Source organism: Oceanococcus atlanticus, from assembly GCF_002088235.1.
Taxonomy (GTDB): Bacteria; Pseudomonadota; Gammaproteobacteria; order Nevskiales; family Oceanococcaceae; genus Oceanococcus; species Oceanococcus atlanticus.
The window spans coordinates 89,464-114,947 of the sequence record NZ_AQQV01000002.1 but is presented as its reverse complement, the minus strand read 5'-3'; the positions used below and the strand labels follow the sequence as shown (position 1 = coordinate 114,947).

The 25,484-nt window shown below is 64.0% G+C and carries 19 protein-coding genes; 10 read left to right on the top strand and 9 right to left on the bottom strand.

The window, feature by feature from the left end; all coding sequences use genetic code 11:
- The gene (gene pgl / locus ATO7_RS07780) at positions 1-705 is read right to left on the bottom strand and encodes a 6-phosphogluconolactonase (protein WP_158523101.1); all 705 of its coding nucleotides are present in this window, start codon (positions 703-705) and stop codon (positions 1-3) included.
- On the bottom strand, positions 695-2,173 hold the full coding sequence (gene zwf / locus ATO7_RS07775; protein WP_083561125.1) for a glucose-6-phosphate dehydrogenase: 1,479 nt from the start codon (positions 2,171-2,173) through the stop codon (positions 695-697). Before zwf ends, pgl begins: the two co-directional genes overlap by 11 nt.
- 97 nt (positions 2,174-2,270) lie before the next feature.
- On the opposite strand from zwf, the gene edd reads away from it, so the two are divergent.
- The 3 genes from edd to ppc are packed head-to-tail and all read left to right on the top strand — an operon-like array spanning position 2,271 to position 7,565.
- The gene (edd, locus tag ATO7_RS07770) at positions 2,271-4,079 is read left to right on the top strand and encodes a phosphogluconate dehydratase (protein WP_083561124.1); all 1,809 of its coding nucleotides are present in this window, start codon (positions 2,271-2,273) and stop codon (positions 4,077-4,079) included.
- A gap of 13 nt (positions 4,080-4,092) precedes the next feature.
- Entirely contained in the window at positions 4,093-4,803 is a 711-nt protein-coding gene (eda, locus tag ATO7_RS07765; protein WP_206044842.1) for a bifunctional 4-hydroxy-2-oxoglutarate aldolase/2-dehydro-3-deoxy-phosphogluconate aldolase, read from the top strand.
- Entirely contained in the window at positions 4,803-7,565 is a 2,763-nt protein-coding gene (gene ppc / locus ATO7_RS07760; RefSeq protein ID WP_146680227.1) for a phosphoenolpyruvate carboxylase, read from the top strand. The genes eda and ppc overlap by 1 nt, the downstream gene beginning before the upstream one ends.
- Here the strand turns inward: ppc and ATO7_RS07755 are convergent, their stop codons facing one another.
- From ATO7_RS07755 to ATO7_RS07735, 5 genes are read right to left on the bottom strand one after another with little or no spacing between them, the layout of a single operon-like run.
- A complete protein-coding gene (locus ATO7_RS07755) occupies positions 7,566-8,456 on the bottom strand; it encodes a transglutaminase family protein (RefSeq protein ID WP_083561123.1) in 891 nt (296 codons plus the stop codon).
- Entirely contained in the window at positions 8,456-10,924 is a 2,469-nt protein-coding gene (locus ATO7_RS07750) for a circularly permuted type 2 ATP-grasp protein (protein WP_083561122.1), read from the bottom strand. The genes ATO7_RS07755 and ATO7_RS07750 overlap by 1 nt, the downstream gene beginning before the upstream one ends.
- 16 nt (positions 10,925-10,940) lie before the next feature.
- Positions 10,941-11,903, bottom strand: a complete 963-nt coding sequence (locus ATO7_RS07745; protein ID WP_083561121.1) for an alpha-E domain-containing protein — start codon at positions 11,901-11,903, stop codon at positions 10,941-10,943.
- Complete coding sequence (locus tag ATO7_RS07740; RefSeq protein ID WP_083561120.1) at positions 11,900-13,378, bottom strand: circularly permuted type 2 ATP-grasp protein; 1,479 nt, start codon at positions 13,376-13,378, stop codon at positions 11,900-11,902. The genes ATO7_RS07745 and ATO7_RS07740 overlap by 4 nt, the downstream gene beginning before the upstream one ends.
- Before the next feature lies 1 nt (position 13,379).
- Complete coding sequence (locus ATO7_RS07735) at positions 13,380-16,682, bottom strand: transglutaminase family protein (protein WP_083561119.1); 3,303 nt, start codon at positions 16,680-16,682, stop codon at positions 13,380-13,382.
- Between the two features lie 458 nt (positions 16,683-17,140).
- Between ATO7_RS07735 and ATO7_RS07730 the strand changes: the two genes are divergently transcribed.
- From ATO7_RS07730 to ATO7_RS07715, 4 genes are read left to right on the top strand one after another with little or no spacing between them, the layout of a single operon-like run.
- Entirely contained in the window at positions 17,141-17,461 is a 321-nt protein-coding gene (locus ATO7_RS07730; protein ID WP_146680226.1) for a hypothetical protein, read from the top strand.
- Positions 17,462-19,258 carry an amidase family protein gene (locus tag ATO7_RS07725; protein ID WP_083561117.1) on the top strand — a complete coding sequence of 599 codons (1,797 nt, stop codon included), beginning with the start codon at positions 17,462-17,464 and terminating at the stop codon, positions 19,256-19,258.
- Between the two features lie 22 nt (positions 19,259-19,280).
- Positions 19,281-20,834: a lysyl oxidase family protein gene (locus tag ATO7_RS07720; RefSeq protein WP_083561116.1), complete on the top strand. Its 1,554-nt coding sequence runs from the start codon at positions 19,281-19,283 to the stop codon at positions 20,832-20,834.
- Between the two features lie 56 nt (positions 20,835-20,890).
- Positions 20,891-21,592 carry an SGNH/GDSL hydrolase family protein gene (locus ATO7_RS07715; RefSeq protein WP_146680225.1) on the top strand — a complete coding sequence of 234 codons (702 nt, stop codon included), beginning with the start codon at positions 20,891-20,893 and terminating at the stop codon, positions 21,590-21,592.
- Here ATO7_RS07715 and ATO7_RS07710 read toward each other — a convergent pair.
- The gene (locus ATO7_RS07710; RefSeq protein WP_146680224.1) at positions 21,576-22,850 is read right to left on the bottom strand and encodes a hypothetical protein; all 1,275 of its coding nucleotides are present in this window, start codon (positions 22,848-22,850) and stop codon (positions 21,576-21,578) included. The two genes, ATO7_RS07715 and ATO7_RS07710, sit on opposite strands and share 17 nt — an antisense overlap.
- Entirely contained in the window at positions 22,828-24,024 is a 1,197-nt protein-coding gene (locus ATO7_RS07705; protein WP_083561113.1) for an NHL repeat-containing protein, read from the bottom strand. Before ATO7_RS07705 ends, ATO7_RS07710 begins: the two co-directional genes overlap by 23 nt.
- Before the next feature lie 195 nt (positions 24,025-24,219).
- Between ATO7_RS07705 and ppnP the strand changes: the two genes are divergently transcribed.
- The 3 genes from ppnP (at position 24,220) to ATO7_RS07690 (ending at position 25,476) form a co-directional block, all read left to right on the top strand.
- Positions 24,220-24,537 (top strand): pyrimidine/purine nucleoside phosphorylase, encoded by a 318-nt coding sequence (gene ppnP / locus ATO7_RS07700; protein WP_083561112.1) that lies wholly within the window; start codon positions 24,220-24,222, stop codon positions 24,535-24,537.
- Positions 24,538-24,682: 145 nt separating this feature from the next.
- The gene (gene sugE / locus ATO7_RS07695) at positions 24,683-25,003 is read left to right on the top strand and encodes a quaternary ammonium compound efflux SMR transporter SugE (protein ID WP_083561111.1); all 321 of its coding nucleotides are present in this window, start codon (positions 24,683-24,685) and stop codon (positions 25,001-25,003) included.
- A gap of 176 nt (positions 25,004-25,179) precedes the next feature.
- A complete protein-coding gene (locus ATO7_RS07690) occupies positions 25,180-25,476 on the top strand; it encodes a hypothetical protein (RefSeq protein ID WP_083561110.1) in 297 nt (98 codons plus the stop codon).
- Positions 25,477-25,484: the final 8 nt, after the last annotated feature.

The window sequence follows — 25,484 nt, the reverse complement described above, 5'->3', positions numbered from 1 at the left end:
CTACGCCGCCCAGTAGATTTGCAGCGGCGCGGCGGCCTCCGCCGTCAGCGCCATGGCTATGGGGTAGCGCAGGGCTTGCGGATCGGCCAGCACCGCATCCAGCACCTGTCGTTTGTCCTCACCCTCGATGTGCAACACACGCCGTCGCGCGGCGTTGAGCAGCGCGGGCGTCAGGCTCATGCGTGCAGTGGGCTGACTGGCCGGACTGAGCGCATGGCAGCAGCGGGTGCTGGCCAGCGCATCGGCGAGTTCCGGCGCATCGGGAAACAGTGATGCGGTGTGACCATCCAGGCCCATGCCCAGCACCACCACATCCAGCGGTTGCTCCAGCGTTGCCAGACGCGCATTGCAGGCTTCTTGCGCAGCCTGCGGCTGGCTGGTCGGGTGCTTGAGGCTGATAAACCGCGCCGCCGTGGCGCACTCCCGTAGCAGTTGCTGGCGTATGAGCCGCGAATTGCTTTGCGCATCGTCTTCATCCACCCAGCGTTCATCGACCGGCAGAACCGTCACCCTCGACCAGTCCAGATCAATGCTTGAAAGGGCGTTGAACAGGGCCAGCGGGGTTGAACCACCGGACACCGCCAGACTGGCTGAGCCACGTTCGCCCAGCGCCTGATTCAGATCGCTGGCGATCTGGCTGGCCAGCGCATCGGCCAGTTTGTGGCTGTCGGCGAAGCGGTGCCAGTCAAGATCTTCAGCGCGCATCTTCCACCTCTTCATGCCACACCATGCCATCGCGGGCGAGCAGGGACACGGCCGAAGATGGCCCCCAGCTGCCGGCGTTGTAACTGCGCGGCGGCTCGCCGCTGTCTTGCCATGCGGCGATGATCGGGTCGACCCAGCGCCATGCCGCTTCGAGTTCATCGTTGCGCATGAACAGGGTCAGATTGCCGCGGATCACCTCGGTGAGCAGGCGTTCGTAAGCATCCAGCGGCCGCACTTTGAAGGTGCTGGCGAAGTCCAGATGCAAGCTCACCGGTTTCAGGCGCATCGCCGGGCCGGGCTGTTTGGCCAGCACGTTCAGCCGCACACCTTCGTCCGGGTGCAGGCGGATAACCATGCGGTTGACCGGCAGGCTGCCCATGTCCTTGCTGAAGATATTCAGCGGCACCGGGCGGAAGTTGACCACGATCTCGGCGCGTCGCTCGGCCAGCCGCTTGCCGCTGCGCAGATAGAACGGCACGCCGGCCCAGCGCCAGGTGTCGACATGCGCCTTGATCAGGGCATAGGTTTCGGTGCTGCTGTCGGTGGCCACGCCATCTTCATCGAGATAGCCCGGCACCGCCTGGCCATTGATGGCTCCGGCGCGGTACTGACCGCGCACGGTGTGGCTGAGGGCGGCCTGGCCGACCAGCGGTTTCAGCGCGCGCAGGACCTTGAGCTTTTCATCGCGCACCGCGTTGGCTTCATTGGAGCAGGGCGGCTCCATGGCGAACATGCACAGCAGTTGCAGCAGATGGTTCTGCACCATGTCGCGCATGGCGCCGGTGCTGTCGTAGTAGTCGGCGCGGCCTTCCACGCCGACCTGCTCGGCCACCGTGATCTGTACATCGCTGATGTTGGTGCGTCGCCACAGCGGCTCGAACAGCGCATTGCCGAAGCGCAGAGCCATCAGGTTCTGCACCGTTTCCTTGCCCAGATAATGATCGATGCGGAAGATCTGCTCTTCGGCAAACACCGCGCCGACCCGGCAATTGATCTCGTTGGCTGAAGCCAGATCGGTGCCCAGCGGTTTCTCCAGCACCACGCGTGAGGCCGCGGTGTTGAGTCCGGCAGCCGACATGTTCTCGCACAGGCTGGCAAACAGGTCCGGCCGCGTGGCCAGGAAATACACCCGGGTTCGATCCGGATCCTGGCGGTTGAGGGTTTCGGCCAGCGCCTCAAAGTGGCTTTTCTCGGCGGCGTCCACGCGCACGTAATCGAGCCGCTGCAGGAAGCTTTGCAGGGCCGAATCATCAAGATCCGCAGCACGCACGTAGCGTCGGCAGGCTTGCTCGGCATGTGCCTGAAAAGCTTCGCGCGCCAGGCCGCTGCGGCCACAGGCAATGACCCGGCTGTGACTGAGAAAATGTCCGTCGCGGTTGAGGTAGTAGAGCGCGGGCAGCAGCTTGCGTGTGGCCAGATCGCCCACGCCGCCGAAGATGACCATGTCGAAATTTTCGCCGCCTGCCATCACATCTCTCCTGCGCATGACCGGGCCGAGGTCGGCGCGGTCTTTGCTACGGGAGTTAGCGTAGCATCTGATCAAACGTGCATATCGGAGCACCGGGATGGTTCAAAATCTGCACCGTGTGGTGGCGCAAGTCACGGCCCGAATCGAGGCCCGCAGCCAGGGCGATCGAGCGGCGTATCTGGACAAGCTGGCGGCGATGCGCGCTCAGGGGCGTAGCCGTGGGCGTCTGTCGTGCACCAATCTGGCGCACGGCTTTGCCGCATCGGGCGCGGATCAGAGCGAACTGGCGGCGCTGCAATGGCCCAATCTGGCCATTGTTTCGGCCTACAACGACATGCTGTCGGCCCACCAGCCGCTGGGCCGGTTTCCGGGGTTGATCAAACTGGCCGCCCGCGAGGTCAAGGCCACCGCCCAGTTCGCCGGCGGTGTGCCGGCCATGTGCGACGGGGTGACACAGGGCCAGCCCGGGATGGAGCTGTCACTGCTCTCGCGCGATGTGATTGCCATGTCGACGGCGATCGCGCTGTCGCATGACATGTTCGACGCCACCCTGGCTTTGGGCGTGTGCGACAAGATCGTGCCCGGCCTGCTGATGGGCGCATTGAGTTTCGGTCATCTGCCAAGCCTGTTCGTGCCGGCCGGTCCGATGACATCGGGCTTGCCCAACGATGAGAAGGCGCGCATTCGCCAGCTTTATGCCGAAGGCAAGCTCGGCCGGGATGATCTGCTCAAAGCAGAGATGCAGGCCTACCACGGGCCCGGTACCTGCACCTTTTACGGTACGGCCAATTCCAATCAGATGCTGATGGAGGTCATGGGCCTGCATTTGCCGGGCGCGGCCTTCGTCAATCCCAACACCCCGTTGCGCGATGCGTTGACCGCTGAAGCCGCGCGCCAGGCCGGTCGACTGGCACGTCAGTCGGCGCCTGGCGTGGGTGAGATGATTGATGCGCGATCGATCGTCAATGCCATCGTCGGCCTGCTGGCGACCGGTGGCTCAACCAACCACACCCTGCACATCATTGCGATCGCCCGCTGTGCCGGCTGGATCGTCAACTGGGATGATTTCGCTGAACTGTCTGCCGTGGTGCCTCTGCTGGCCCGCATTTATCCCAACGGCAGTGCCGACGTGAATCATTTTCATGCCGCCGGCGGCATGGGCTTTTTGATTCGCGAACTGCTTCAGGGCGGCCTGCTGCATGCCCAGGTCCGGACCGTTGCCGGGGGTGACCTTTCGCTGTACACGCGTGAGCCGCGGCTGGCCGATGACGGCGGGGTCCGCTGGCAGGACGCGCCGCTTGAAAGTGGCGACGAGGAGGTGCTGCGCCCGCTAAGCCGGCCGTTTGCGCCCACCGGTGGCCTGCAGTTGTTGACCGGCAATCTGGGCCGTGCGGTGATCAAGGTGTCGGCGGTCAAGCCGCAGCATCGGCTGATAGAGGCGCCGGCCATGGTGTTCGACAGTCAGGAAGAATTGCTGACTGCGTTCAAGGATGGACGCATGGAGCGCGACCTGGTCGCGGTGGTGCGGGGGCAGGGGCCTCGTGCCAACGGCATGCCCGAGCTGCATAAGCTCACCCCGCAGCTTGGTATCCTGCAGGACCGTGGTTTTCAGGTGGCTCTGGTGACGGATGGGCGCATGTCTGGCGCATCGGGTAAGGTGCCTGCGGCCATTCATGTCACCCCTGAGGTGTCGCAGGGTGGGGCGCTGGGCAAGCTGCGTGACGGGGATCTGATTCGCCTGGATGCCGAAGCCGGCACCTTGAGTGCGCTGGTTCAAGAGGACCTGTGGGCCGGCCGCGAAGTGGCAGCGGTGGCGCCCAGTTCAGCCGGTTACGGACGCGAGATGTTCGGGCATCTGCGTCAGGCCAACAACGGCGCGGAAGCTGGCGCAGCCAGCGTGTTCTAGCGAAGGGAGAGGCATGAGTTTGCTGAGGATTCAGGATGTGATGCATGGCGCGCCGGTTATTCCGGTGCTGGTTGTGCGCGATCTTCAGGTCGCCCAACCTTTGGCCGAGGCCCTGCTTGAGGGTGGTTTGCCTTACCTTGAGGTGACCCTGCGCAGCGATTGTGCGCTGGCCGCGATCGAGGCCATGGCTCAGCTGCCCGGTGTGGTGGTCGGGGCCGGCACCGTGCGCAGCGCTGCGGATTTGCTGGCCAGCGCGCAGGTTGGTGCGGCTTTCGCGGTCTCACCCGGCTTGCCTCCGGCGCTGCTTGAGGCGCCGCGTCCGATCCCGCTGTTGCCCGGTGTGATGACCCCCACCGAGGTCATGCGTGCAAGTGACGCAGGTTTTCGCGCGCTGAAACTGTTTCCGGCCCGGGCGGCCGGTGGCGTGGATGCGCTCAAGGCCTTCGCCGGCCCGCTGCCGGATGTCGAATTCTGTCCCACCGGCGGCGTCGGCGAGGACGATATGGCGCGCTATCTGGCGCTGCCCAATGTGCCCTGCGTCGGCGGCAGCTGGCTGGCGCCGGATGATCTCATTGCCCGGCGTGACTGGGCGGCCATCACCGAGCGGGCGCGCCGCGCGGTGGCGATTGCCTGCGGCCGTCCAGCTCAGGCCTCACACCCCGCCGATCCGCTGGCCGGTGATGGCGGGGAAGATCCAGGTTCTGCTCTTGAGGAGTTGCGTTGATGAACACCATGGCCGTCGATGCCGAGGATTTCACCCTGCGTGCGCGGGTCAAACTGCTGGGCAAGTTGCTCGGCAATGTGATTGCCGAACATGCCCGTCCCGGGGTGTTTGAAGTTGTCGAGGAGCTGCGCACCGGCTTCATAGCCCTGCGTGCGGGACAGGAAAACGCCGCCGACACGCTGGATGCACTGGGTTCGCTGATCGAGTCGCTGGATGCAGAAACCCTGATGCAGGTCATCCGCGCCTTTGCCATCTACTTCCAGCTGGTCAACGTGGCGGATGAGCTGTGTCAGCACCGCGGGCGTCGCCGTCAGGTCGAGGGTGGCGGGCGTTTGTGGGTGGGTTCGTTCGACGAAGCGCTGGGCTGCGCCGTCGAGGCCGGCATGGATGCGCGCGAGATGTCGCAACTGCTCGGGCAGATGCGCTACAACGCGGTGTTTACCGCACATCCCACCGAAGCCAAAAGTCGCACCGTGATGGAATCCCTGCGCCGCATCTTCACCTCCAACGAGGCGCTGGAGCTGGGTGAGTCGCCGGAGGTGCTGGATGCGATCAGTCGGGAAATTCAGATCCTGTGGAAGACCGAGGAGTTGCGCGGTCAGCGCCCCACCGCTGAAGACGAAATCCGCAACACCTTGCATTACTTCCATCAGTCGATCTTTGCTGCGGTGCCGGTGTTGTGTCGCAATCTTGAACGCGCGCTGGGGCGTCACTTTGAGCAGACCGTGCGCTTTCCGCCGTTCCTGCGTTTCGGCTCGTGGGTGGGGGGTGATCGTGATGGCAACCCCTTCGTGACCGTGCACACCACCTGGTATGCCCTGCGCATGCAGATCCGGGAAGTGCTGGGTTTTTACCTGCGCGAAACCGATGCCTTGATGGATGAGCTTTCGCATGCGCGGCGCTGGTGTACGCCGACGCCGGCGTTTGAAGAGGCCCTGGCCGCTGACGAGCAGGCCTTTCTGGAGCGCACCGGCGCCTTGCCCGAGCGTTTCAGTCAGGAGCCGTACCGGCGCAAGCTGTATCTGATGCGCCAGCGCTTGCAGGCGATGAGTCGGCAGGTGCAGCAGGAACTGGAGAACCGGGCTCGGCGTTCGCACCGCGCATCCGGGGGCTATCCCAGCAGCCAGGCGCTGGTCGATGATCTCAAGCTGATTCACGCGTCCCTGTGCAGCCACGGTGACGCCAACATCGCCGACCGCCGTCTCAAGGATCTGATCTACGCCGCCGAAGCGTTCGGCTTCTCGCTGGCGCGGCTGGATATCCGTCAGGAATCGCCGCGGCACGAAGAAGCGGTGGCGGCCCTGCTGCGCGAAACTGGGGTTTGTGACGACTACGAAGAGCTGGATGAAGCCCTGCGTATGCAGGTCCTCGGCCGGGTCATACGCCAGCCGCCCGAAGCCCCGCCGATGGAGTTTTTCAGCGAGCCTGTGCGCCAGGTGCTGGAACCGATCCGCATGATGGCGCAGGCGCAGAACGTGTTCGGCGACGAGGTCTTTGGCGCTTACGTGATTTCCATGGCGCATGCGGCCAGCGACGTGCTGGAGGTGATGGCGCTGGCCTCGGTTTACCGTCTGACCGGCTGGAACGCCGATGGCGCGGTGTGCCGCATTCGTATCTCGCCGCTGTTCGAAACCATCCAGGATCTGGCCCACATCCGGCCGGTGATGCAGACCCTGCTGGGCGATCCTTTGTACCGCGAAATGCTCGACGCCTCGGGTGGAGATCAGGAGGTCATGCTCGGCTATTCCGATTCGTGCAAGGACGGCGGCATTCTGGCTTCAAGCTGGAACCTGTACCGCGCCCAGCGCGAGGTCACGCGCTTGTGTCAGGAGCAGGGTGTGGGTTGCTTGCTGTTCCATGGCCGTGGCGGCACGGTCGGGCGCGGCGGCGGGCCGACACACGCCTCGATCCTGGCTCAGCCACCCGGCACGGTGAACGGGCGCATCAAGTTCACCGAGCAGGGCGAGATGATTTTCTACCGCTACAACAATCCGGAGACCGCGGTTTACGAACTGACCGTGGGCGTGGCGGGTGTCATCAAGCACGCCCTGAAGGCCGAGGATGCACCGCAGCCGTTTCTTGACACCATGGCCCGCCTGGCCGAGGTTGGCGAGCGCTGCTACCGCGACCTGACCGAGCACACCGATGGCTTTTTCGATTACTTCTACGAAGCCACCCCGGTCAGTGACATCGGTTCGATGAACATCGGCTCGCGGCCCAGCCATCGGCGCCAGGCCGAGCGCGGAAAATCCTCGATTCGCGCCATTCCCTGGGTTTTTGCCTGGTCCCAATCGCGCCACACCTTGCCCGGCTGGCTGGGCGTGGGCAGCGCGCTGGAGCAGATCACGGGTGAGGATCCCGAAGCGCTGTCACGCCTGCGCCACATGGCCCGCGAATGGCCGTATTTCGCCAATTTCCTCAACAACACCCAGATGGGGCTGTCCAAGGCCGACATGGATATCGCGGCACGTTATGCGGCCATGGGAGGGGAGCAGGCGCGGCCGATCTTCGAGGCGATTCGGGCCGAATACCATCGCACCCGCGAGCAAATTCTGGCGATCACTGGGCAACAGGAACTGCTCGGCGATGATCCGGTGCTGGCCCGCTCGCTGGAACGCCGGCGTCCGTATCTGGATCCGCTCAATGCGATACAGACCTTGCTCATCCAGCGTTGTCGTCAGCGCCCGGACGACCCGGTGTGGAAGGAGGCGCTGCTGCGCTCCATCAACGGGATTGCCGCAGGCATGCGCAACACCGGCTGATCAGCTGGCTGCGGGCGGCAGCCGCTCCACATCCACGCGCACGGTCAGGCTGGATTCGTCGCCGCCGCCGAAGATCACCCCGTTGAGCGGGATCACATCGTCGTAATCACGCCCCCAGGCGGTGGTGATGTGATTCTCGCCCGGCGTTAAGTTGTTGGTTGGGTCGATGTCGAGCCAGCCATCGTCGCCGCACCACACGCTGACCCACGCGTGCGACGCATCGGCGCCGACCAGGCGCGGCTTGCCCGGCGGGGGCAGGGTTTCGATATAACCGCTGACATAGCGTGCGGCCAGCCCGCGCTGACGCAATGCAGCGATCATCAGGTGGGCAAAGTCCTGGCACACGCCCTGACGTTGCTTGAGCACATCGGCTACCGGGGTGGCGATGGTGGTGGCCTTGGGGTTGAACTTGAAGTTCTCGAAGATACTTTTGGACAAGGCCTGCACCGCCTCGAGTATCGGCCGCCCGGTGCTGAAATGGGGCTGGCTGAGCTCGGCGATGCCCTCGGGCATGCTCACCAGCTGCGAGGGCAGGCGATACATCTGCAGGCTGCGGGCCTGTTCGTCATCCAGCCCGTGCAAACGTGCGGCGACATGTTCCCAGGCCGCAGTTTGCTCTGGTGGTGGGCCGGGCGGACGATTGACCTCGACGATATGGGTGGCAAAGATGCGCGCGTCGCGGTGCTCCCGATCAATCTCGAAATACAGCACGCGGTTGCCGAAATAGTCGATGTGCATCTTGGCGTAGCGCGGCCCAGGGCGCACCCGTATGCCGCGCTCTATGCAGCGCTGATAGGGCACGTCGCGCAGCATCATGCGTACCTGGTTGTGTGCCTGGTCAACCGCTTCGGCGTAGTTGTAGTGGGTGTAGTGGCGCAGACGGTAGCGCATCAGGCGACCTCCACCAGTTGGGTCTGGCGCATCGGACGACGCGGCAGATAGCGCTGCTCGATGCCCTGCGCCAGTTCGCGCAACCAGCGGTCAAGCTCAACCAGGCTGTCATCCAGCAGATGCCCGTCGGGGTCGACACGTTGCTCTGGCTCCCAGGTCGCCAGCTGGGTCAGACGGGTTGTGATTTCGCTGGCCAGCGGGTCGGTGTGGCCGGGCGACTGCAGGCTGCGCAGCAGGCGTTCGAGCATCATCAGCTGATAGCGCAGTGACTGGGCATTGGCATCTGACAGCAGCAGATTGCGCAGCACGCTGGCGTGCGGCGAGGCGGTCACATCGGGCGTCAGCGCACTTGGCGTATTGGTCAGCTCGAACAGCAGGCTGCCCGCGTTGGCCAGCGCGGCAGGGCCACTTTCGGTGCTGAAGGAGCGCACCAGCCGGACCATGCCCAGGGCCTGTTCCAGACTCAGCCCGACCTCGATCATCGAGCGGCTGCGGTCCTCGGTCAGGGTTCTCCACAACAGACCCTGCAGGCTGTTGAGCTGGGTCAGGGTGGTGTCCACCGCAGCACGGGCGGTGCTGAAATCACCGGGGAACTGCAGGGCCATTTCCAGCTGGGTCAGGGTGCGGAAAATCTGCTGGCCGAGAATGTCGCGCAGGATGTCGGCCGAACCGGCCAGGGCGGTGATGTCGTGACGCAGACCACCGGGCAGATCGGTGTAGGTCACACGCAGCAGCTCGGGCACCGGATCATCCAGCTGGGCGGCGCCCAGCGGGCCGACAAAACCCGGATACAGGGTGGATTGCCAGGTGATCGCCTTGAGCAGATTGTGGGTCAGAGCATCCGGGGCTTGTGGCGGGGCGTCGGCCAGACGTTCGAAGCTCATGCGCAACATGCGCGCCAGCAACTCGGCACGGGCGGTGTAGCGGCCCAGCCACAGCAGCTTCTCGAAGATATGCGGCTGCAGGTTGGTCGCGCCGGAGTGCAAGCGCGGCAGAAACTGCGGCAAGGTCTGAGCGTAGCGTTGCGGCTCGGATGCGAGCACCCAGATGTCCTTGCTCACGCCGCCCAGCTGGCTGGAAAAGCGCCAGCTGTCGGGGCTGCTGCCAACCCGTGCCAGCCCGCCGGTCATGACCCGGAAGCCGCCTTTGGCGTTGACCGCGAATGTGCGCAGCTCGGCCGGATGGCTGACCACCTCGTGACCCGCCAGCAGCGGCACGCTGGCGTGCGCATTGATGCTTTGCGCCACATAGTGCTCGGGCCGCGCACGAATGCGATCGAGCAGTCCGCGTTTGGCGTTCTCGCTGAGCCGGCACACCGCCAGCGCTGGGTTTTTGCGATTGGGCTGGAAGGTGCGGATCACCATGTCCTCCCAATGCGCCTGGACATAGTCGAAGTCGCTTGGCCGGCCACACCACCAGGTGCCTTGCGAGGGCAGCTTGAGTTCCTCGCCGAGCAGGAAGTGACAGATGGCCGGCAGAAATGCCATCAGGGCCGGGTTTTCGAGTATTCCGCTGCCCAGCGGATTGGCAAAGCTCAAGGTCCGGTTGCGCACCGCCTGCAGGCCGCCCGGCACGCCGAGCAGGGAATGGCGGTTGAGTTCCAGCGGGTCGCAGTAGTCATCGTCGAGACGCCGCAGCAGCACGCTGATCGGTTTGCGCTGATCACCGTTCACCAGATAGCAGGCGCCGCCGGTGACCTGCAGATCACTGCCTTCGACCAGTGGCAGGCCCAGCTGACGGGCCAGATAGGCATGCTCGGCATGGGCTTCGTTGGCCGGCCCCGGGGTGAGCAGCGCGATGTGGTCAAGTTCATCCTCGGCCAGCTGAATCAGCCGGCTGCGCACATCACGCAGGAACGGCAGCACCGGATGCACATTGGATTCGCGGAAGATGCTTGGCAGCACGCGTGAACTCACGGTGCGTGCGGCCAGCGCGTAGCCGATCCCCGAGGGCGCCTGGGTCCGGTCACCGGTGACCCAGATGTTGCCTTGCGGATCGCGACCCAGATCGGCGCCGTACAGGATCAACTGCTGATCCAGGGGCAGGGCTGTGCTGGTGCAGGGGGCCAGAAAACCGCGATGTCCGAACACCAGCTGGGCTGGCAGCAGGCCATGGCGAATCAGCATCTGCTCGCCATAGATGTCGTGCATGATGTGGCGCATCAGCTCGGCTCGCTGGGCCACGCCAACCTCGATTTCGCGCCACTCCCGGCTGGTCATGACCAGCGGCAGCAAATCCATCGGCCAGGCCCGCGTGCGGACCTTGTCCTTGTCGTAGATGTTGTAGGAGATGCCGTTCTCGAACAGCAGGCGACGCATTTCGTTCTGGCGTTCGGCCAGATCGCTGCGCTCCAGCTCGGCCAGGGCGCTGGCCAGATACTGCCAGTGCGGTCGCAACTGGCCGTCGTCACCGGTCAGTTCGTCGAAGCGGCTCGAGGCCCGCGTGTAGCGATCAAAAAGTGGACCCAAAGGTGGCAACCCCGAATTACTGCTGCTGACTCTGCGCGGCGTCGTGCAAAAAGTAATTATGACTTAACAGGCGGTCGATATCGCTGATTTCCGCCTGAATGTCATCGATGGTTTCGCGCAGGGTGGTGGGATCGCTGGCCAGCAGCTTGGCCTTGAATTCGCCGACATGCGCCAGCAATTGATCCAGCGCCTCGATGACCGGCGTGTTGCGAGGCAGGCGTTGGGCGCAGGCGCGGGCCGAATCCAGTGCGTAGTGCACCGAGCGCGGAAAGGTCTCGTTCAGAAACAGGAATTCGATCACCGCGCTGGCCTTGACCTGGCCATGCATCTCACGCTGGTACATCTGGTAGGCCGACAGCGAGCGCAGCACGCTCATCCATTGCAGTGCATCGAAGGCGGGCAGATTGTCCACCTCGTCGGGCAGCAGGTCGTCGACCCGCACGTCCATGATGCGGGTGGTCATGTCGGTGCGTTCGAGCATGCGCCCGATGGCCAGAAAATAGAACGCATCATTACGACACATGCTGCCGCGGACGTGGCCACGCACGGTCTGGCAGCGGTCTATCAGGCCGCGCAGAAAGCGCATGCGCGCGGCGCTGCGGCGCACCGATCCGGCGCTCTCGCTGCCGAAATAAGCCCACAGCTCGTTCATGCTCTCGATCATTTCGCGCGGCACACGATCGCGGATGGTGCGCAGGTTTTCGCGCGCGAACTTGAGCGAGCAGTGGATCGAGCCGGGGTTGATGTCCTGCTCGATCAGATAGCGCAGCACCACCGTTTCACCGGCGCTGCGATGATGCTGGTCAAAGGTCGTTTGCGAGCCGGTGATCTCGACCAGCTGATACCAGCTGACGCGCGATTTGAGCGGCAGGTCGAGCACCATATCGGAGTAGCTCAGCAGCAGGCGGGCCGTGTTCTCGGCGCGTTCCAGGTAGCGTCCGAACCAGTAGAAGCGTTCGGCAATGCGCGACAGCATCATGCGCGGTCTCCGGCTTCGCCCAGGGCCTGGGCATCAACAATCCAGGTGTCCTTGCTGCCACCGCCCTGTGAGGAATTGACCACCAGCGAGCCTTCCTGCAGGGCCACCCGGGTCAGACCACCATTGGTCACGTACTGCTGATCGGCTGACAGAATGAACGGGCGCAGATCGACATGCCGCGGCGCCAGCCCCTTGGCTGTGAGGGTCGGCGTGGTGGACAGGTTCAGGCACGGCTGGGCGATCCAGTTGCGTGGGTCCTTGCGCACCTGGGCGATGGTCTTCTTGCGTTGTGCGGGGGTGGAATGCGGGCCGATCAAAAGGCCGTAGCCGCCCGATTCGTTGGCCGGTTTGATCACCAGCTCGGCAATGTTGTCGAGCACGTAGGCGCAATCATCCGGTCGCGCGCATTGCCAGGTCGGCACGTTCGGGATAATCGGCTCCTCGCCCAGGTAGTAGCGAATGATGTCCGGCACAAAGGCGTACACCACCTTGTCATCGGCCACGCCAGCGCCGGGCGCATTGGCCAGCGCGACCTTGCCGGCCCGCCAGGCGCGCATCAGACCCGGAACCCCGAGTGCGGAGTCGGGACGAAACACCTCCGGGTCCAGGAAGAGATCGTCGATGCGACGGTAAATCACGTCCACGCGCTGCAGGCCGCCGATGGTGCGCATGTACACGCAATCATCATCCTGCACCACCAGATCGGAGCCTTCGACCAGATCCACCCCCATTTGCTGGGCCAGATAGGAATGCTCGAAGTAGGCCGAGTTGTAGATTCCGGGGGTCAGCAGCACGATGGTGGGATGGCGGCTGCCGTTGGGGTTGAGTGCGGCCAGGGTGGCATGCAGCTGGCCGGGGTATTCACCGACCGGGTGGATGTCCTGGTGTTCGAACAGCTCGGGGAAGATGCGCTTCATGATGGCGCGGTTCTCGAGCATGTACGACACCCCCGACGGTACGCGCAGATTGTCTTCAAGCACGTACATGGTGCCGTCCTTGCCGCGCACCAGGTCGGAGCCACAGATGTGCGACCAGACGCCGAAGGCCGGTTTGACCCCGACGCATTCGGGACGGAAATTGACCGACTTTTCCAGCACCCAGGATGGAAACACGCCGTCCTTGATGATCTGCTGGTCGGCATAGATGTCGCTGATGAAGCGATTGAGGGCGCTGACCCGCTGCTTCAGCCCGCGTTCAATGCGCTGCCATTCCTCAAGCAGGATGACCCGCGGGATGATGTCGAAAGGCCAAGCGCGGTCGATGGTCGAACCTTCGCTGTACACCGTGAAGCTGATGCCCATGCTGCGGATGGCCAGTTCGGCCGCTTCGCGGCGCTGATCCAGCTCATCCTGGCTGAGCTGCGACAGGACCTTGAGTATGCGGGAGGACACCGGTTCGTTGCGCCGCGCCGGTGACACCAGCTCGTCGTAGAAACCATCCATTTTCAACGCGTTGAACGCGCGCGGCACGCCCATGTCAGAACGCTCCTGTGTGTTGTCGCCGCAGGTCCAGTGTGACGCGGTGGCGGGGATTGAGTTCCGCTGCAGGAAGCTGCACCGGACCGGGGGTGTGACCGAAGGCGAAGAAACGCGCCAGACGGCGGCTTTCCGCTTCATGACCGTTGACCGGGAAGGTGTCGAAGCTGCGCCCTCCGGGATGATGCACGTGGTAGGTGCAGCCACCGATGGCGCGGCCCGACCAGGTATCAACCAGATCGAAGACCAGCGGGTTGTGGGCGCCCACCGTGGGATGCAGGCAGGACCATGGCTGCCACGCGCGGTAGCGGACGCCGGCCACATATTCGCCGCTGATGCCGGTCGATTGCAGGGGCAGACGGCGCCCGTTGCAGAGCACGGCGTAGCGGCTGGTGTCGAGGTTGCGGGCGCTCAGTTGCAGGCGTTCCAGGGAGGAGTCGACATACCGCGCGGTGCCCCCGCCACCAGGCTCTTCACCCATGGTTGGCCATGGCTCCAGCGCGCCGCGCAGCTCCAGCGTGGTCTCGCCGATGCGCACCTCGCCGTAGCGTGGAAAGCGGAATTCATAGTGCGGCGCGAACCATGCCGGGTCGAAGGCGAAGCCGGCTTGGCGCAGCTCGCCCACAATCGTGTCGATGTCCTCGCGCAGGTAGTGGGGCAGCAGCATGGCGTCGTGCAGATCACTGCCCCAGTGGCGCAAGGGGCGCTGATACGGCTCGCGCCAGAACCACACCAGCAGCGCCCGCACCAGCAGCTGCTGGGCCAGGCTCATCTGAGCGTGCGGAGGCATCTCGAAGGCGCGAAATTCGACCAGGCCCAGTCGTCCGGTGGCGGCATCTGGCGAGTACAGCTTGTCGATGCAGATTTCCGCCCGGTGTGTGTTGCCGGTGAGATCGGTCAGCAGGTTGCGGAACACCCGGTCGACCAGCCAGGGCGGTGCCGGTGTCTGCCCCGGCATGGGAATTTCCTTGAGTGCGATGTCGAGCTCATAAAGCAGATCGTCGCGTGCTTCATCCACCCGCGGGGACTGGCTGGTCGGGCCGATGAACTGACCGCCGAACAGATACGACAGGCTGGGGTGGCGTTGCCAGTAGCGAATCACCGAGGCGAGCAGATCGGGGCGGCGCAGGAACGGGCTGTCCAGCGGTGTCGCGGCGCCGACCACGATGTGGTTGCCGCCGCCGGTGCCGCAGTGCTTGCCGTCGATCATGAATTTTTCCGTGCCCAGGCGGGCGCGGCGCGCGGCCTCATACAGCTGAGTGGTGTTGTCGCGCAGCGCGTTCCAGCTCGCAGCGGGATGGATGTTGACCTCGATCACCCCCGGGTCGGGCGTGATCTTGATCTGCTCCAGACGCGGGTCGAACGGTGGCGGGTAGCCTTCGATGCGCACCGGTTGATCAAGCTCGGCGGCGCACTGCTCAATGGTGGCGACCAGCTCAAGATATTCTTCAGCGCGGCGCACCGGTGGCATGAACACGCTGAGCACACCCTGGCCAGGTTCCACGGCCAGAGCGGTGCGGATGCTGCCCGGTGCATGATTGCCGCCACCGCTGGGCGGAGGGCGTTGTGGATTGTCGCTGCTGGTCGGGCTTTCGGCCCCCATGCGTGGGGGCAGCGGTGGGCGTGGGCGGGTTGGATCGTCGGCGATCAGGGGTTCAATACTGCTGCCGGCGGGCAGGCCGACCGCTTCCAACGGCAGGCGTAGCCCAATGCTGGAGTCACCCGGTATCAGAAACAGTTTGCCGCGGCGGAACTGCCACACTTCGGACAGCCAGTGGCGCCCGCGTGTATCGGATTGCCAGTGTTGTATGGGCAGCACGAAGCCGCGTGGCGCGCTCAGCGGTTGGCTGAAAATGCGCGTCAGCCGGGCCCGTTTCTCGGGGTCATCGATGTCGGCGTCGGTGACCTCCACATGCGGCGGCAGTTGGCCTTCCTCGGCCATGCAGTGCAGGGGGTCTTCGTAGGCCGGGACGATGCAGTCCGGGCTGATATGCAGGGCTTGCGTCAGCGCCTGCATCAGCGCGCGCGCATCCTCGACATCGGGCTGGGCGGCTTCGGAATAGGGGGCCAGGCGCTGGCTGTCGCGCCAGATCGGCTCGCCGTCACGCCGCCACACGATGCTGTAAGCCCAGCGTGGCAAGGACTCGCCCGGATACCATTTGCCCTGACCGAAGCTGATCAATCCACCGGGGGCAAAGATGCGTTGCAGACGTTGTGCCAGATCGGCTGACAGTCGCTGTTTGGCCGGACCAACCGCGGCCGTGTTCCATTCTGCGCCCTGCATGTCGTCGATGGAAACGAAGGTGGGCTCGCCGCCCATCGTCAGCCGCATGTCCAAAGCCTGGATGTCGGCGTCCACCTGTTGGCCCAGGGTGTCTATGGCGTTCCACTGCTCCTCGCTGTAAGGCCGGGTCACGCGTGGCGATTCCGCCAGACGTGTCACGGCCATGTGATGGGCAAAGCTCACCTCGCATTCGTCCACAGCGCCGCTGATCGGCGCCGCACTGCCGGGTTCCGGCGTGGCGGACAGCGGGATATGCCCCTCACCGGCGAGCAGGCCGGATGTGGGGTCCAGGCCGATCCAGCCGGCGCCGGGAACATAGGCTTCGCACCAGGCGTGCAGATCGGTGAAATCGTGATCGGTGCCGGAGGGGCCGTCGAGGGCTTCGACATCGGCCTTGAGCTGAATCAGGTAGCCGGATACGAAACGTGCCGCGATGCCACGATGGCGCAGCAGCTGCACCAGCAGCCAGGCGCTGTCACGGCAGGAGCCGGACGCCTTGGTCAGGGTTTCGTCCGGCGTTTGCACCCCCGGTTCCATGCGGATGCGGTAGTCGATGGCGTGCTGCAACTGCTGATTGATCTCGACCAGAAAGTCGACCGTGCGCTGGCCTTTGAGGGTGATGCCCTTGAGGTAGGCGTTGAAGGCTTTGCCGCCCTTGCTGCAGCGCAGGTAGGGCGCGAGCTCGCTGCTCAGTTCATCGGCATACTGGAAGGGCACATGCTCGGCGCTGTCTTCTACAAAGAAATCGAAGGGGCTGAAGACGTCGAGGCGGGCTACCACTTCGACCTCAACATGGAAATGTTCGACCGGCTCGGGGAACACCACGCGGGCCTGCCAGTTGCCTTGCGGGTCCTGCTGCCAGTTGAGGAAATGGTTCTCAGGACTGATCCGCAGGCTGTACGCCGTAACCGGCGTGCGCGCATGCGGTGCCGGTCGCAGGCGGATAACCTGCGGTGACATCCTGACCTGACGGTCATAGGCATATTCAGTGCGGTGAATCAATGCCACGGAAATCGACATGCGGCGCGGTCCTCGTTGTGATCCTGAGCGAGTGTCGAGCCACGACGAAGCAATAACCGCGCCAAACATCATGCACAGCCATGACGCAGTTTCGCCGGCGTGTTCCATGATGGGGCTTCATCACTATGCACAGGTGCACAGTTTTGAAGCGTTGCCATCAGCAGCACGTTCATAGCGCTTAATAAGGTGCACTGTCCAGCGTACGGAAGCTGGCACGTTCTGTGCTATCTGCCATGGCAGTTGCCAACCCACTGCGTTTGCACCATGACCGAAGTACTCGGCGGGGGCTCGGGGAAAAAACGCCATGGTCGGCAGCGAACCTGAGTGGTTCGCGTCCCGCGATCAGCGCGGACCACAGCGTCAGGGAGTGGAGCGTCCCGGTCGGTCCCACCGTTCGTGGGGATTCGGTGAATGGCCGGCCGGGACGATCCCGTTACCGTGGAAGTGGAAGTGAACTCATGCCTTATGTATCAACACCCGGCGCTTTGCTCTGGGCCCCACTGGCTGCCGTGCTCAGCCTGTCCGCAGCCGCCAGCGACCCGGGCGGTCGCGCGCAACGCTATCACCCTGAGGTGATCACCTTGCCGGCCAGCGAACCGCCGCAACTTGACGGCGACGACACGGTGACGACGTGCGCTCTGAGCGGCTATTCCCTGGCACCTCAGTTCTTCGTCAAACGGGCCAGCCGCGAGCGTCAGATCTGCGCGGCGCAGACCCCCTCCGACATGCTCGCCGACAACCACAGTGTGCTCACACTGGAACAACCGGAATCTCATTAAGTGATCAATTTCAAACGCGCGGCGCTGGGCGTCGCGGTTGCAGCGCTGTGCGCGTGTCAGAGTGATGGTGGGCGCCAGCCGCAGGGCGAAACCGCGGTGTTCGAACTTATCGAAGCCGACATGGCCAGCGTGCACAAGGCCCTGGCCGGTGAAACTCTGCTCGCCGATGGCTCGGTGCTGAACTGCGAAACCCTGGTGCAGATGTACATTGACCGCATCCTGGCGATCGACAATTTCCCGCAGCCCAGTGGCGGCTTGCCAGTGCGTGGTGTGTTGCACATCAATGCCCATGCGCTGGATCAGGCGCGGGCGCTGGATGCGCTGTATGCCGAGGAGGGCGTGGGTGATCGTTACCTGCACTGCATGCCGGTGCTGCTCAAGGACAACTACGACACCTACGATCATCCCTCGACTTCGGGTTCGTATTCCATGCTGGGTCATCAGGCCTCGCTGGATGCCGATTCGGTGGAAGGGCTGCGCGCCGCCGGGGCGGTCATTCTGGGCAAGGCCAATCAGGACGAATTTGCCTTCTTCACCACCGGGTTTTCGGCTCGCGCGATTCAGGTCACCAACCCGTACAACACGGCGGAAAGTCCGGCCGGCTCGTCGTCCGGCACGGGCGCATCGATTGCGGCCAACTACGCGCTGGGCGGCACCGGTTCCGACACCTGCCAGTCGATCCGGCATCCCAGTTCGGTCAACGGGCTGGTCGGCGTACGTCCGAGTCTGGGCGTGATTTCACAGCACGGCATTTTTCCGCTGTCGCATGCGCGTGATACCGGTGGCCCGATGACCCGCAATGTGCGCGATGCCGCGCTGATGCTGACGGCGATGGCCGGAGTTGATCCGCGTGACCCCAAGACCCTCGCGTTCCCGGCAGCGCAGCGTCCGGCCAACTACGCCGATTATCTGGACCGCGCGGCCTATGGCGTCAAAGGCCGGCACATCGGCATCGCCCGTCAGATCGGTTCGCTCGAGAGCCCCGCCGGCACCGGTGCACAGGGCGAGTTGATCGAAGCAGCGGTGGCCAAGATGGCCGAGATGGGGGCCTACATTCACGACGTCTATCTGCCGGATTTCGAAAACGTGGGTGCGGGTTCACGGCATTTCGATATGAACGATTACTTCCGGCAGTTCGAGGCAGAAGGTGGGCACAGCCCGCGCCGCTGCGTGTCCAGCACGTTCAGCAGCGAAGCCAACGGGCGGGCCGATTGCGCGCTGGATGAGGGCATCCTCGAAAGCTTGCGGGTGGGGCCGCGCACCGCGCCGCTGTTTGCACTGGTGGCGGTCGATGATCCGGATCTGGAGCCGACCCAGGAGCAGCTCGATGGCATCGTGGCGCAGCGCAACTATGTCACCGCGATGATGGATCAGCTGACCGACGCCGAAGGCCAGCCGGTGCTGGATGCCACCGGTCAGCCGATTCGTCTTGATGCCCTGATCCTGTCGCCGGGGCCGACCGGCGGGCGGACCTGCGATTTCGGTTCGACCACTCAGATGGGCTCGGTGGTGGTGCCGGTGGGCTTTGATGAATCCGTTGGTGTGCCGCGTGGCATGGAGATCTTCGTGCGCCAGTTCGATGAAGCCACCGCGCTGGCGATCGCCTACGACTACGAGCAGGCCACCCACCACCGCAAGCCGCCGGATCTGGTCGCCAGTCCGCTGGCCGATCTGCCGCTGATCGGCGAATTCAATGCCAGTTTGCAGCAGGCCCTGATGACCGCGACTTCGGCGGCGCCGGAAGACCTACCGCTGGAGGTTTACCTGCAGGCGCTGTACGAGCTCACCGGCCTGTAAGGCCACGCACGAAGAGATCAACATGAAAACCGCAACCTCGTATTTGCTGCTCTTGGCCGGGCTGCCGGCGGCCGCGGCCCATCATCCGGCTGGCGAACATGTGGTGCTGAGCAAGGCGGAGCAGATCAGCTACGCCCAGCGTTACGAACCGACCAAAGCGGACGATGGCCGTCTGGAACTGGATGAGGCCTATTTCTGGCATCAGTCCCGCACCTTTGACGGGCGTTCCATGAGCTGTGATGAGGACAGCTGCGAGACCTACAGCCTGGAGCTTGTGCCGGGTGGTGCGCGTTTGCGCGTGGGCATCGCCACACCCGAGCGCAGCGACACCTTTGCGCTGGAAATCTATGACCCCAGCGGAGAGCTTCTAGGCAGCGACAGCACCAGCAATCAGTTCAACTCCGAAGCCCAGGTCGACAACCCGCAGGCCGGTGTGTGGACCGTGGTGGTGCGGGCCGAGGATGTCGATCGCGCCTCGTACCGGCTACGCGCCAAGCTGGAATCGGTTACCCCCGAGAGCGTGATCGCCACCAGCGAGGCCAATCGTCGTCCGCTGTATCCGAACCTGCGCACGGTGCCGCCGTACGAGTTCACCTTTACCGCGCCGCTCAATCCGCTTAACGGAATTTATCCGCCGGACACCATCAACCCGCCGGCCTCGGTGGCCGGCATCACGCTGGCTTCCTGTTCGATTGATGAGTATCTGCCGACCGAGGCCGGTGGCGCCGATGCCAAGCACTGCCTGCGCCTGACCTCCGGGCCGATCAACATCGGCGAGGGCATCTACGACATGCGCTTTCGTCTGCTTGAGGATTTCATCGCCGGCAATGCCGAACTGAATCCGGAGGAAGCCTTCTCACGCCTGGTGGTGGGCGATATGAAGCAGGCGGTGCATTACAGCGATGGTTCGATTGAATATGTGGAGGCCGGGACTTACTCCTTCCATCCCACCCATGCGCATTTTCATGATGACTACATCCTGAGCTACTACCTGGCCCTGGTCACCGATCCGGTTAGCGGCGAGTTCCATCGCGTCGGTACCGGGACCAAGTCGGGCTTTTGCCCGGCTGATCAGCTGTGGGGTGACTGGCGGGCCTTCGCTCAGGGCACCGAAGTGCCTGGCGGCGACAGCCCGCTGAGCAGCTGCTTTTCGGTCACCGATGGTTTTGTCGGTCTATCGGTCGGCTGGGGCGATGTGTATCGCTGGCAGCGTCCCGGCCAATATGTGGAATTCGACGGACAGGGCAATGGCCGCTACGTAATCAACGCGGTGGTGGACGAATACAACAACGTGATCGAGTCGGATGAAACCGACAATGTGTCCTACGCCTATGTCGAAATCCAGGGCGACAACATCACCATTCTGGAGCGCGGCTGGGGTGAATCGCCGTGGGATCCCAACAAACAGGTGTTTACCGGTCCGCACCCGACCCAGCGGGCATCGGACTACGGCTTGGCCGAGGACAGCGCCGCGCGCAGCGTCGATACACGCGGTGCCGGAGCTGTTGGGGTGTGGTTACTGGGCCTGAGCGCTGCCTTGATCTGGCGCCGCCGCAGACCAAGCCGAGCGGTATAGCCTGCGCCCGGCAATCGCCTATAGTCAGGCGCTTGATCGTGCCGGAATGAAGCGCAGTGAAACAACACATTGCATTGGCCCTGATCGGGCCAATGCTGTATCTGCAGGGGCGGCGTGTGCGCCAGCGCACGCCGCAACTGCCGGAGCCTCAAGGGGCGCGTATAGGCACGACCGGCCAGGGCGCGGCCCTGCGTCTGCTGATCGTGGGAGATTCCGCTGCGGCGGGCGTGGGCGTGGCAGATCAGCAGCAGGCGCTAAGCGGACAACTGGTTGCGGCGCTGGCGGCAGACCACACGGTGAGCTGGCAGCTGCTGGCACGCAGCGGCGATACCTCGGCGCAGTTGCTCGATGCGCTGGCTGATGCGCCGGCACAGGTGGTCGATGTGGTGGTGGTTTCGATCGGGGTCAATGATGTCACGGCATTGACCTCACGACGCCGCTGGCGCGCTAATCTGCGTGCGCTGGTGGCCTTGCTTGAAGGGCGCTTTGGGCGCCCTCTTGTCGTGCTGACACCGGTGCCGCCCATGCACCGTTTCCCGGCTTTGCCGCAGCCCCTGCGCTGGTGGCTGGGGCTGCGTGCTCAGGCGCTCAATCGTGACATGCGCCGCCTTGCTGATGCGCATGCGGCCGTGAGCTGTGTGCCGATTGACTACCCGGCGGACACGCAGTTCATGGCCACTGACGGGTTCCACCCGGGGGCGCGCGCCTATGCGCTGTGGGCCCGCCACCTGGCCCGGGCGATCACGGCGCCGCGCTGAGCTGGATGGAAAAGCGCAGTGGATCGAGGTCAGCATTCTGCGGGGCCAGAGCCTCCACCTCGACGCGGGCATTGAGATTGGCGCCGGCGATTTCCCCGGCGTTGGCGGCCACGTCGCTTACGCTCAGCACGCTGTCATCGGCGGAGCTCCAGTCAACATGGCGGCTGATGTCGAGCACGTTGCCATCGTCAAACTGGCCCATGACCTGAAGCTGGGCGGTGTCGGGGAAGACCAGTTGCCATTCGGTCTGTGGGCTGCTGATGGCCTGCAGATCCTGCTCGCTGACCGTCCAGGCCTTGCTCATTAGGCGCATTTCATCTTCGCCGGGCAGGCTGATCTCGAAAGCCTGATCAGCGGTTTCCGCCTGGGTGTAGACCAGCACCCGTTCCTGGCCCGGCAGTGAGGATTGTGCGACCAGCGCCTGCAGCGGGTCATCGTCGTCAAGGTCGGTGCTGATCTGCGCGCTCAGATTCTGGCGCTGGCCCGAGTTGAAATCGGCCCACACCGAGAACGCCTCGCTGTAGCCCAGCGGCAGGCGTGGGTTATCCCCGTTGTCATATTCGATGCGATAGGCGCTGGGTGTGGCGACCTTGAGCTGGGTGCTGGTGTGGCGCCCGCATTCGGACAGGCGAGCCTGCAAGGTGGTGGTGCTGTCGCCGCTGCTGCCGGCTATGAGCGTGCCGCTGGCATCGTCGCTGAGGCGCAGATTGGTGGTCGGGGTGGTGAAGCTCCACTGCGCATTGGCGCTGAAGTCCACTGCTTCCACCGAATCGGCGACCTGACCTTGCAGCACAAACTGCTGGCTGGTGCCCGCGGCCAGGGTGGTCAGCGCTGGCTCGATACTCAAAGCGGACAGGCCCGACACATTGATCACGATGGTGGCGCTGAAATCCAGATAGTGTGCGCGGATGGTGGCGGCGCCGGGCTGACGCGCGATCACCACACCGCGCTGATAGACCTGTCCGTCACTCAGCCCTTCGGGTACGACATCGCCATTGGAGACCTCGGCAATCGTCGGGTTGTCGGAGCTCCAGTCAACCCGGCTGGAGAAATCCGCCGTGGTGTCCACCTCGTCATTGACCTCAAGGTAGGCGTAGAGGTTGAAGATCGAGCATTCGGCAATGTCCACACTGGTTTCGCCGGAAGGGCCGCCGACAACCAGCCCGGTGGGCTGGGTGCCTGCGCCCACGCTGTTGCATGCGCTGATACCCAGGGCGATCAGCACAAGCAGGGCCTTAGCCGGGGAAGAACAGCACACGATGATTGTTCCGGTCCGTCACATAGAGCACGCCGTTGAGCAGGAAAATGCCGGTGGGGGCGTTGAGGGTCTGCTCCGATGCTTCGTCGTCGCTGACGCCATCCAGGTCGATGTCGTTCTTGAGGATGGTGGTGAAGCTGTTCTGCCCGTATACATCGGTCGCCAGTGGACCGTTGGCGATCGGAAAGGCATCAAATTCCAGCACCCGGTTGTTGCCGGCGTCGGCGACGTAAAAGCGACTGCCATCCGAAGCCAAGCCGTAGGGGGTGCGCAGAGCCGACTGGCTGGCGCCGGCCGTGACTCGGGCGAAGTCGGACTGGCCCACCACATAGGTGGCCGCCTGACCGGACTGGCGCGGCAGCTGCGACCAGTAGAGCACCCGGTTGTTGCCGCTGTCGGCAACCAGCAGGCGATAGCCGTCGCTCCACAGACCGGCCGGATTGGTCAGGCCGGTGTCCTCGTCGCCGGCTTCGGCGGTGGCGAAGTCGGCCTGACCGATGACCACATCAGCAGCGCCGCCTGAGCTGTCCGGCAAGCTGTTCCACAGCAGCACGCGATGGTTTTGCTGATCCGAGACCAGTAAACGCCCGGCGGCATACTGGGTCCACACCGGAAACGACAGGCGGTCAGCGGCCAGGCCCGGTTCACCGTCATCAAAGCTGGTCTGGCCAAGCACCAGGTCCGGCGCCTGGGCTTGCTCCGGCAGGCTGTTCCAGATCAGCACGCGGTTGTTGCCGGCGTCGGTCACAAACAGCTTGCCGTCGCCGATCGACACATGGGCTGGCAGGGCCATCTGCTGGCGGCCGGTGCCGGCGCTGTTGCTGGTGAAGTCGCTTTGTCCGAGGACGAAGTCAGGCGCAACGTCAAAGCTGAGCGGCAGGCTGTTCCAGCCCAGAACCCGGTTGTTGCTGTAATCCGCGATGTATAGATGTTCACCGTCGGTGGCGATGGCGCCCAGCGGTTGCCCCAGACCCAGCGCGTCGGTGGTGCCGCCACGGTTGGAAAACATCTCGCTGTAATCGCTCTGGCCGATGAGCATGAACGCGCTCGGACGTTCGTCATCCTCACTGCTGCCCGAGCCGCTGTCACTGCAGGCCCACAGCGGAACACACAGCGCGGCCAGCAACAGCGCACGCAGGATTGCCGCAGCGCGCGGCAGTTTGGAGATAGGCATTTTTGATGTCCTTAGGTCACCCGGGAATGAGGCGGTCCGCGTATGCGCTGGGCCGCCTGCTCGAGTGTTGAATGCGGCCTGCTGCGAATTCCGTCGCCGTCTTTGCGCGTGCACAACATGCAGGGCGGCAACTGTGGTAGAAACGCCCGCCGCCACGCTGTATCGCGTGGCGTTCCGACACCACAAGGACAAGCGATGTCAGACTTTCACAACGTATCCGTGGCCCGCGCGGCCAACCTGTATTTCGATGGCCGGGTCAGCAGCCGGACGCTGATCTTCAGCGATGGCAGCCGCAAGACCCTGGGCTTGATGATGCCGGGCGAGTACGAATTCGGAACCGATGTGCGTGAGCTGATGGAGATCACGGCCGGCGAGCTGGAGGTCAAACTGCCCGATCAGGAGTGGCGCCAGATTGCGGCCGGTGATGCGTTCGAGGTGCCGGCCAAGGCCAAGTTTCAGCTGCGCGTCAGCCAGGTGACGGATTACTGCTGCAGCTATTTCGACGCCGACTGAAACACTGTTTAGGCGGATTGCGCGGGCACCTTGTGTGTCCGCTGCGGTCTAAGACAGGTGTGGCGCAAGGCCACCGCCGCTCAGGACGACCTGAGCGTGGCCTGGTAGTCGCGGGGACGACCCTGCAAAAATCCAGAAGATACATATGAACTGGTTCATTCTGCTGGTTGCAGGCTTGTTTGAAGTGGTTTGGGCGGTCGGCCTGAAATACACCGAAGGGTTCACCCGGCCTTTGCCTTCGCTGATCACCCTGGTGGCCATGGGGCTGAGTTTCTATCTGCTCAGTATGGCCTTGCGTCAGCTGCCGCTGGGTACCGCCTATGCCGTATGGGTGGGGGTCGGTGCGGTCGGCACGGCGGTGGTCGGCATCCTATGGCTGGGCGAATCGGTGACGCCGCTCAAACTGGTGAGCCTGGGCTTGGTGGTCGCCGGCATCGCCGGGCTCAAGTTGGCCTCGGCCAGCTAGGCCAGGTGAGCGCGCGCACTCACCCAATCCGAGTCAGGGTCTGGATCGGCAGCATGCCTGAACCCATGTAGCGTGAAGCTGGTGTCGCCACGACCGAGGTGTGAAGGACTTGCACTGGTCGATGGATAGGAGTATCACCACAGATACCAATTGTGGCATCGGTGAAGGAGGCGACAATGGATCAAGATGATCTTCAGGAGATGAATTCGGCGCTGGAACAGATGCTGGTTTGCGCCGATCTGGATGACGATCACCATGAGCTGATCGAGCGCTGCCTGGATGAGGGCTATCTCAATCTCGACACGGCTGATAAGGCCATGGTGCGGCGTTTGCTCAATACCCGCAGCAGCCGCTCCAAGGGCCCCGGTCGTGGGCGTGGCATTCTCGATCGCTACCGTGAACGGCGCCAGCAGACCCAGTCCAAGCCGGCCAGCTCACGTCGCGCCAACGGGAGCAAACGCGCCACCTCCTGAGTCGTGTG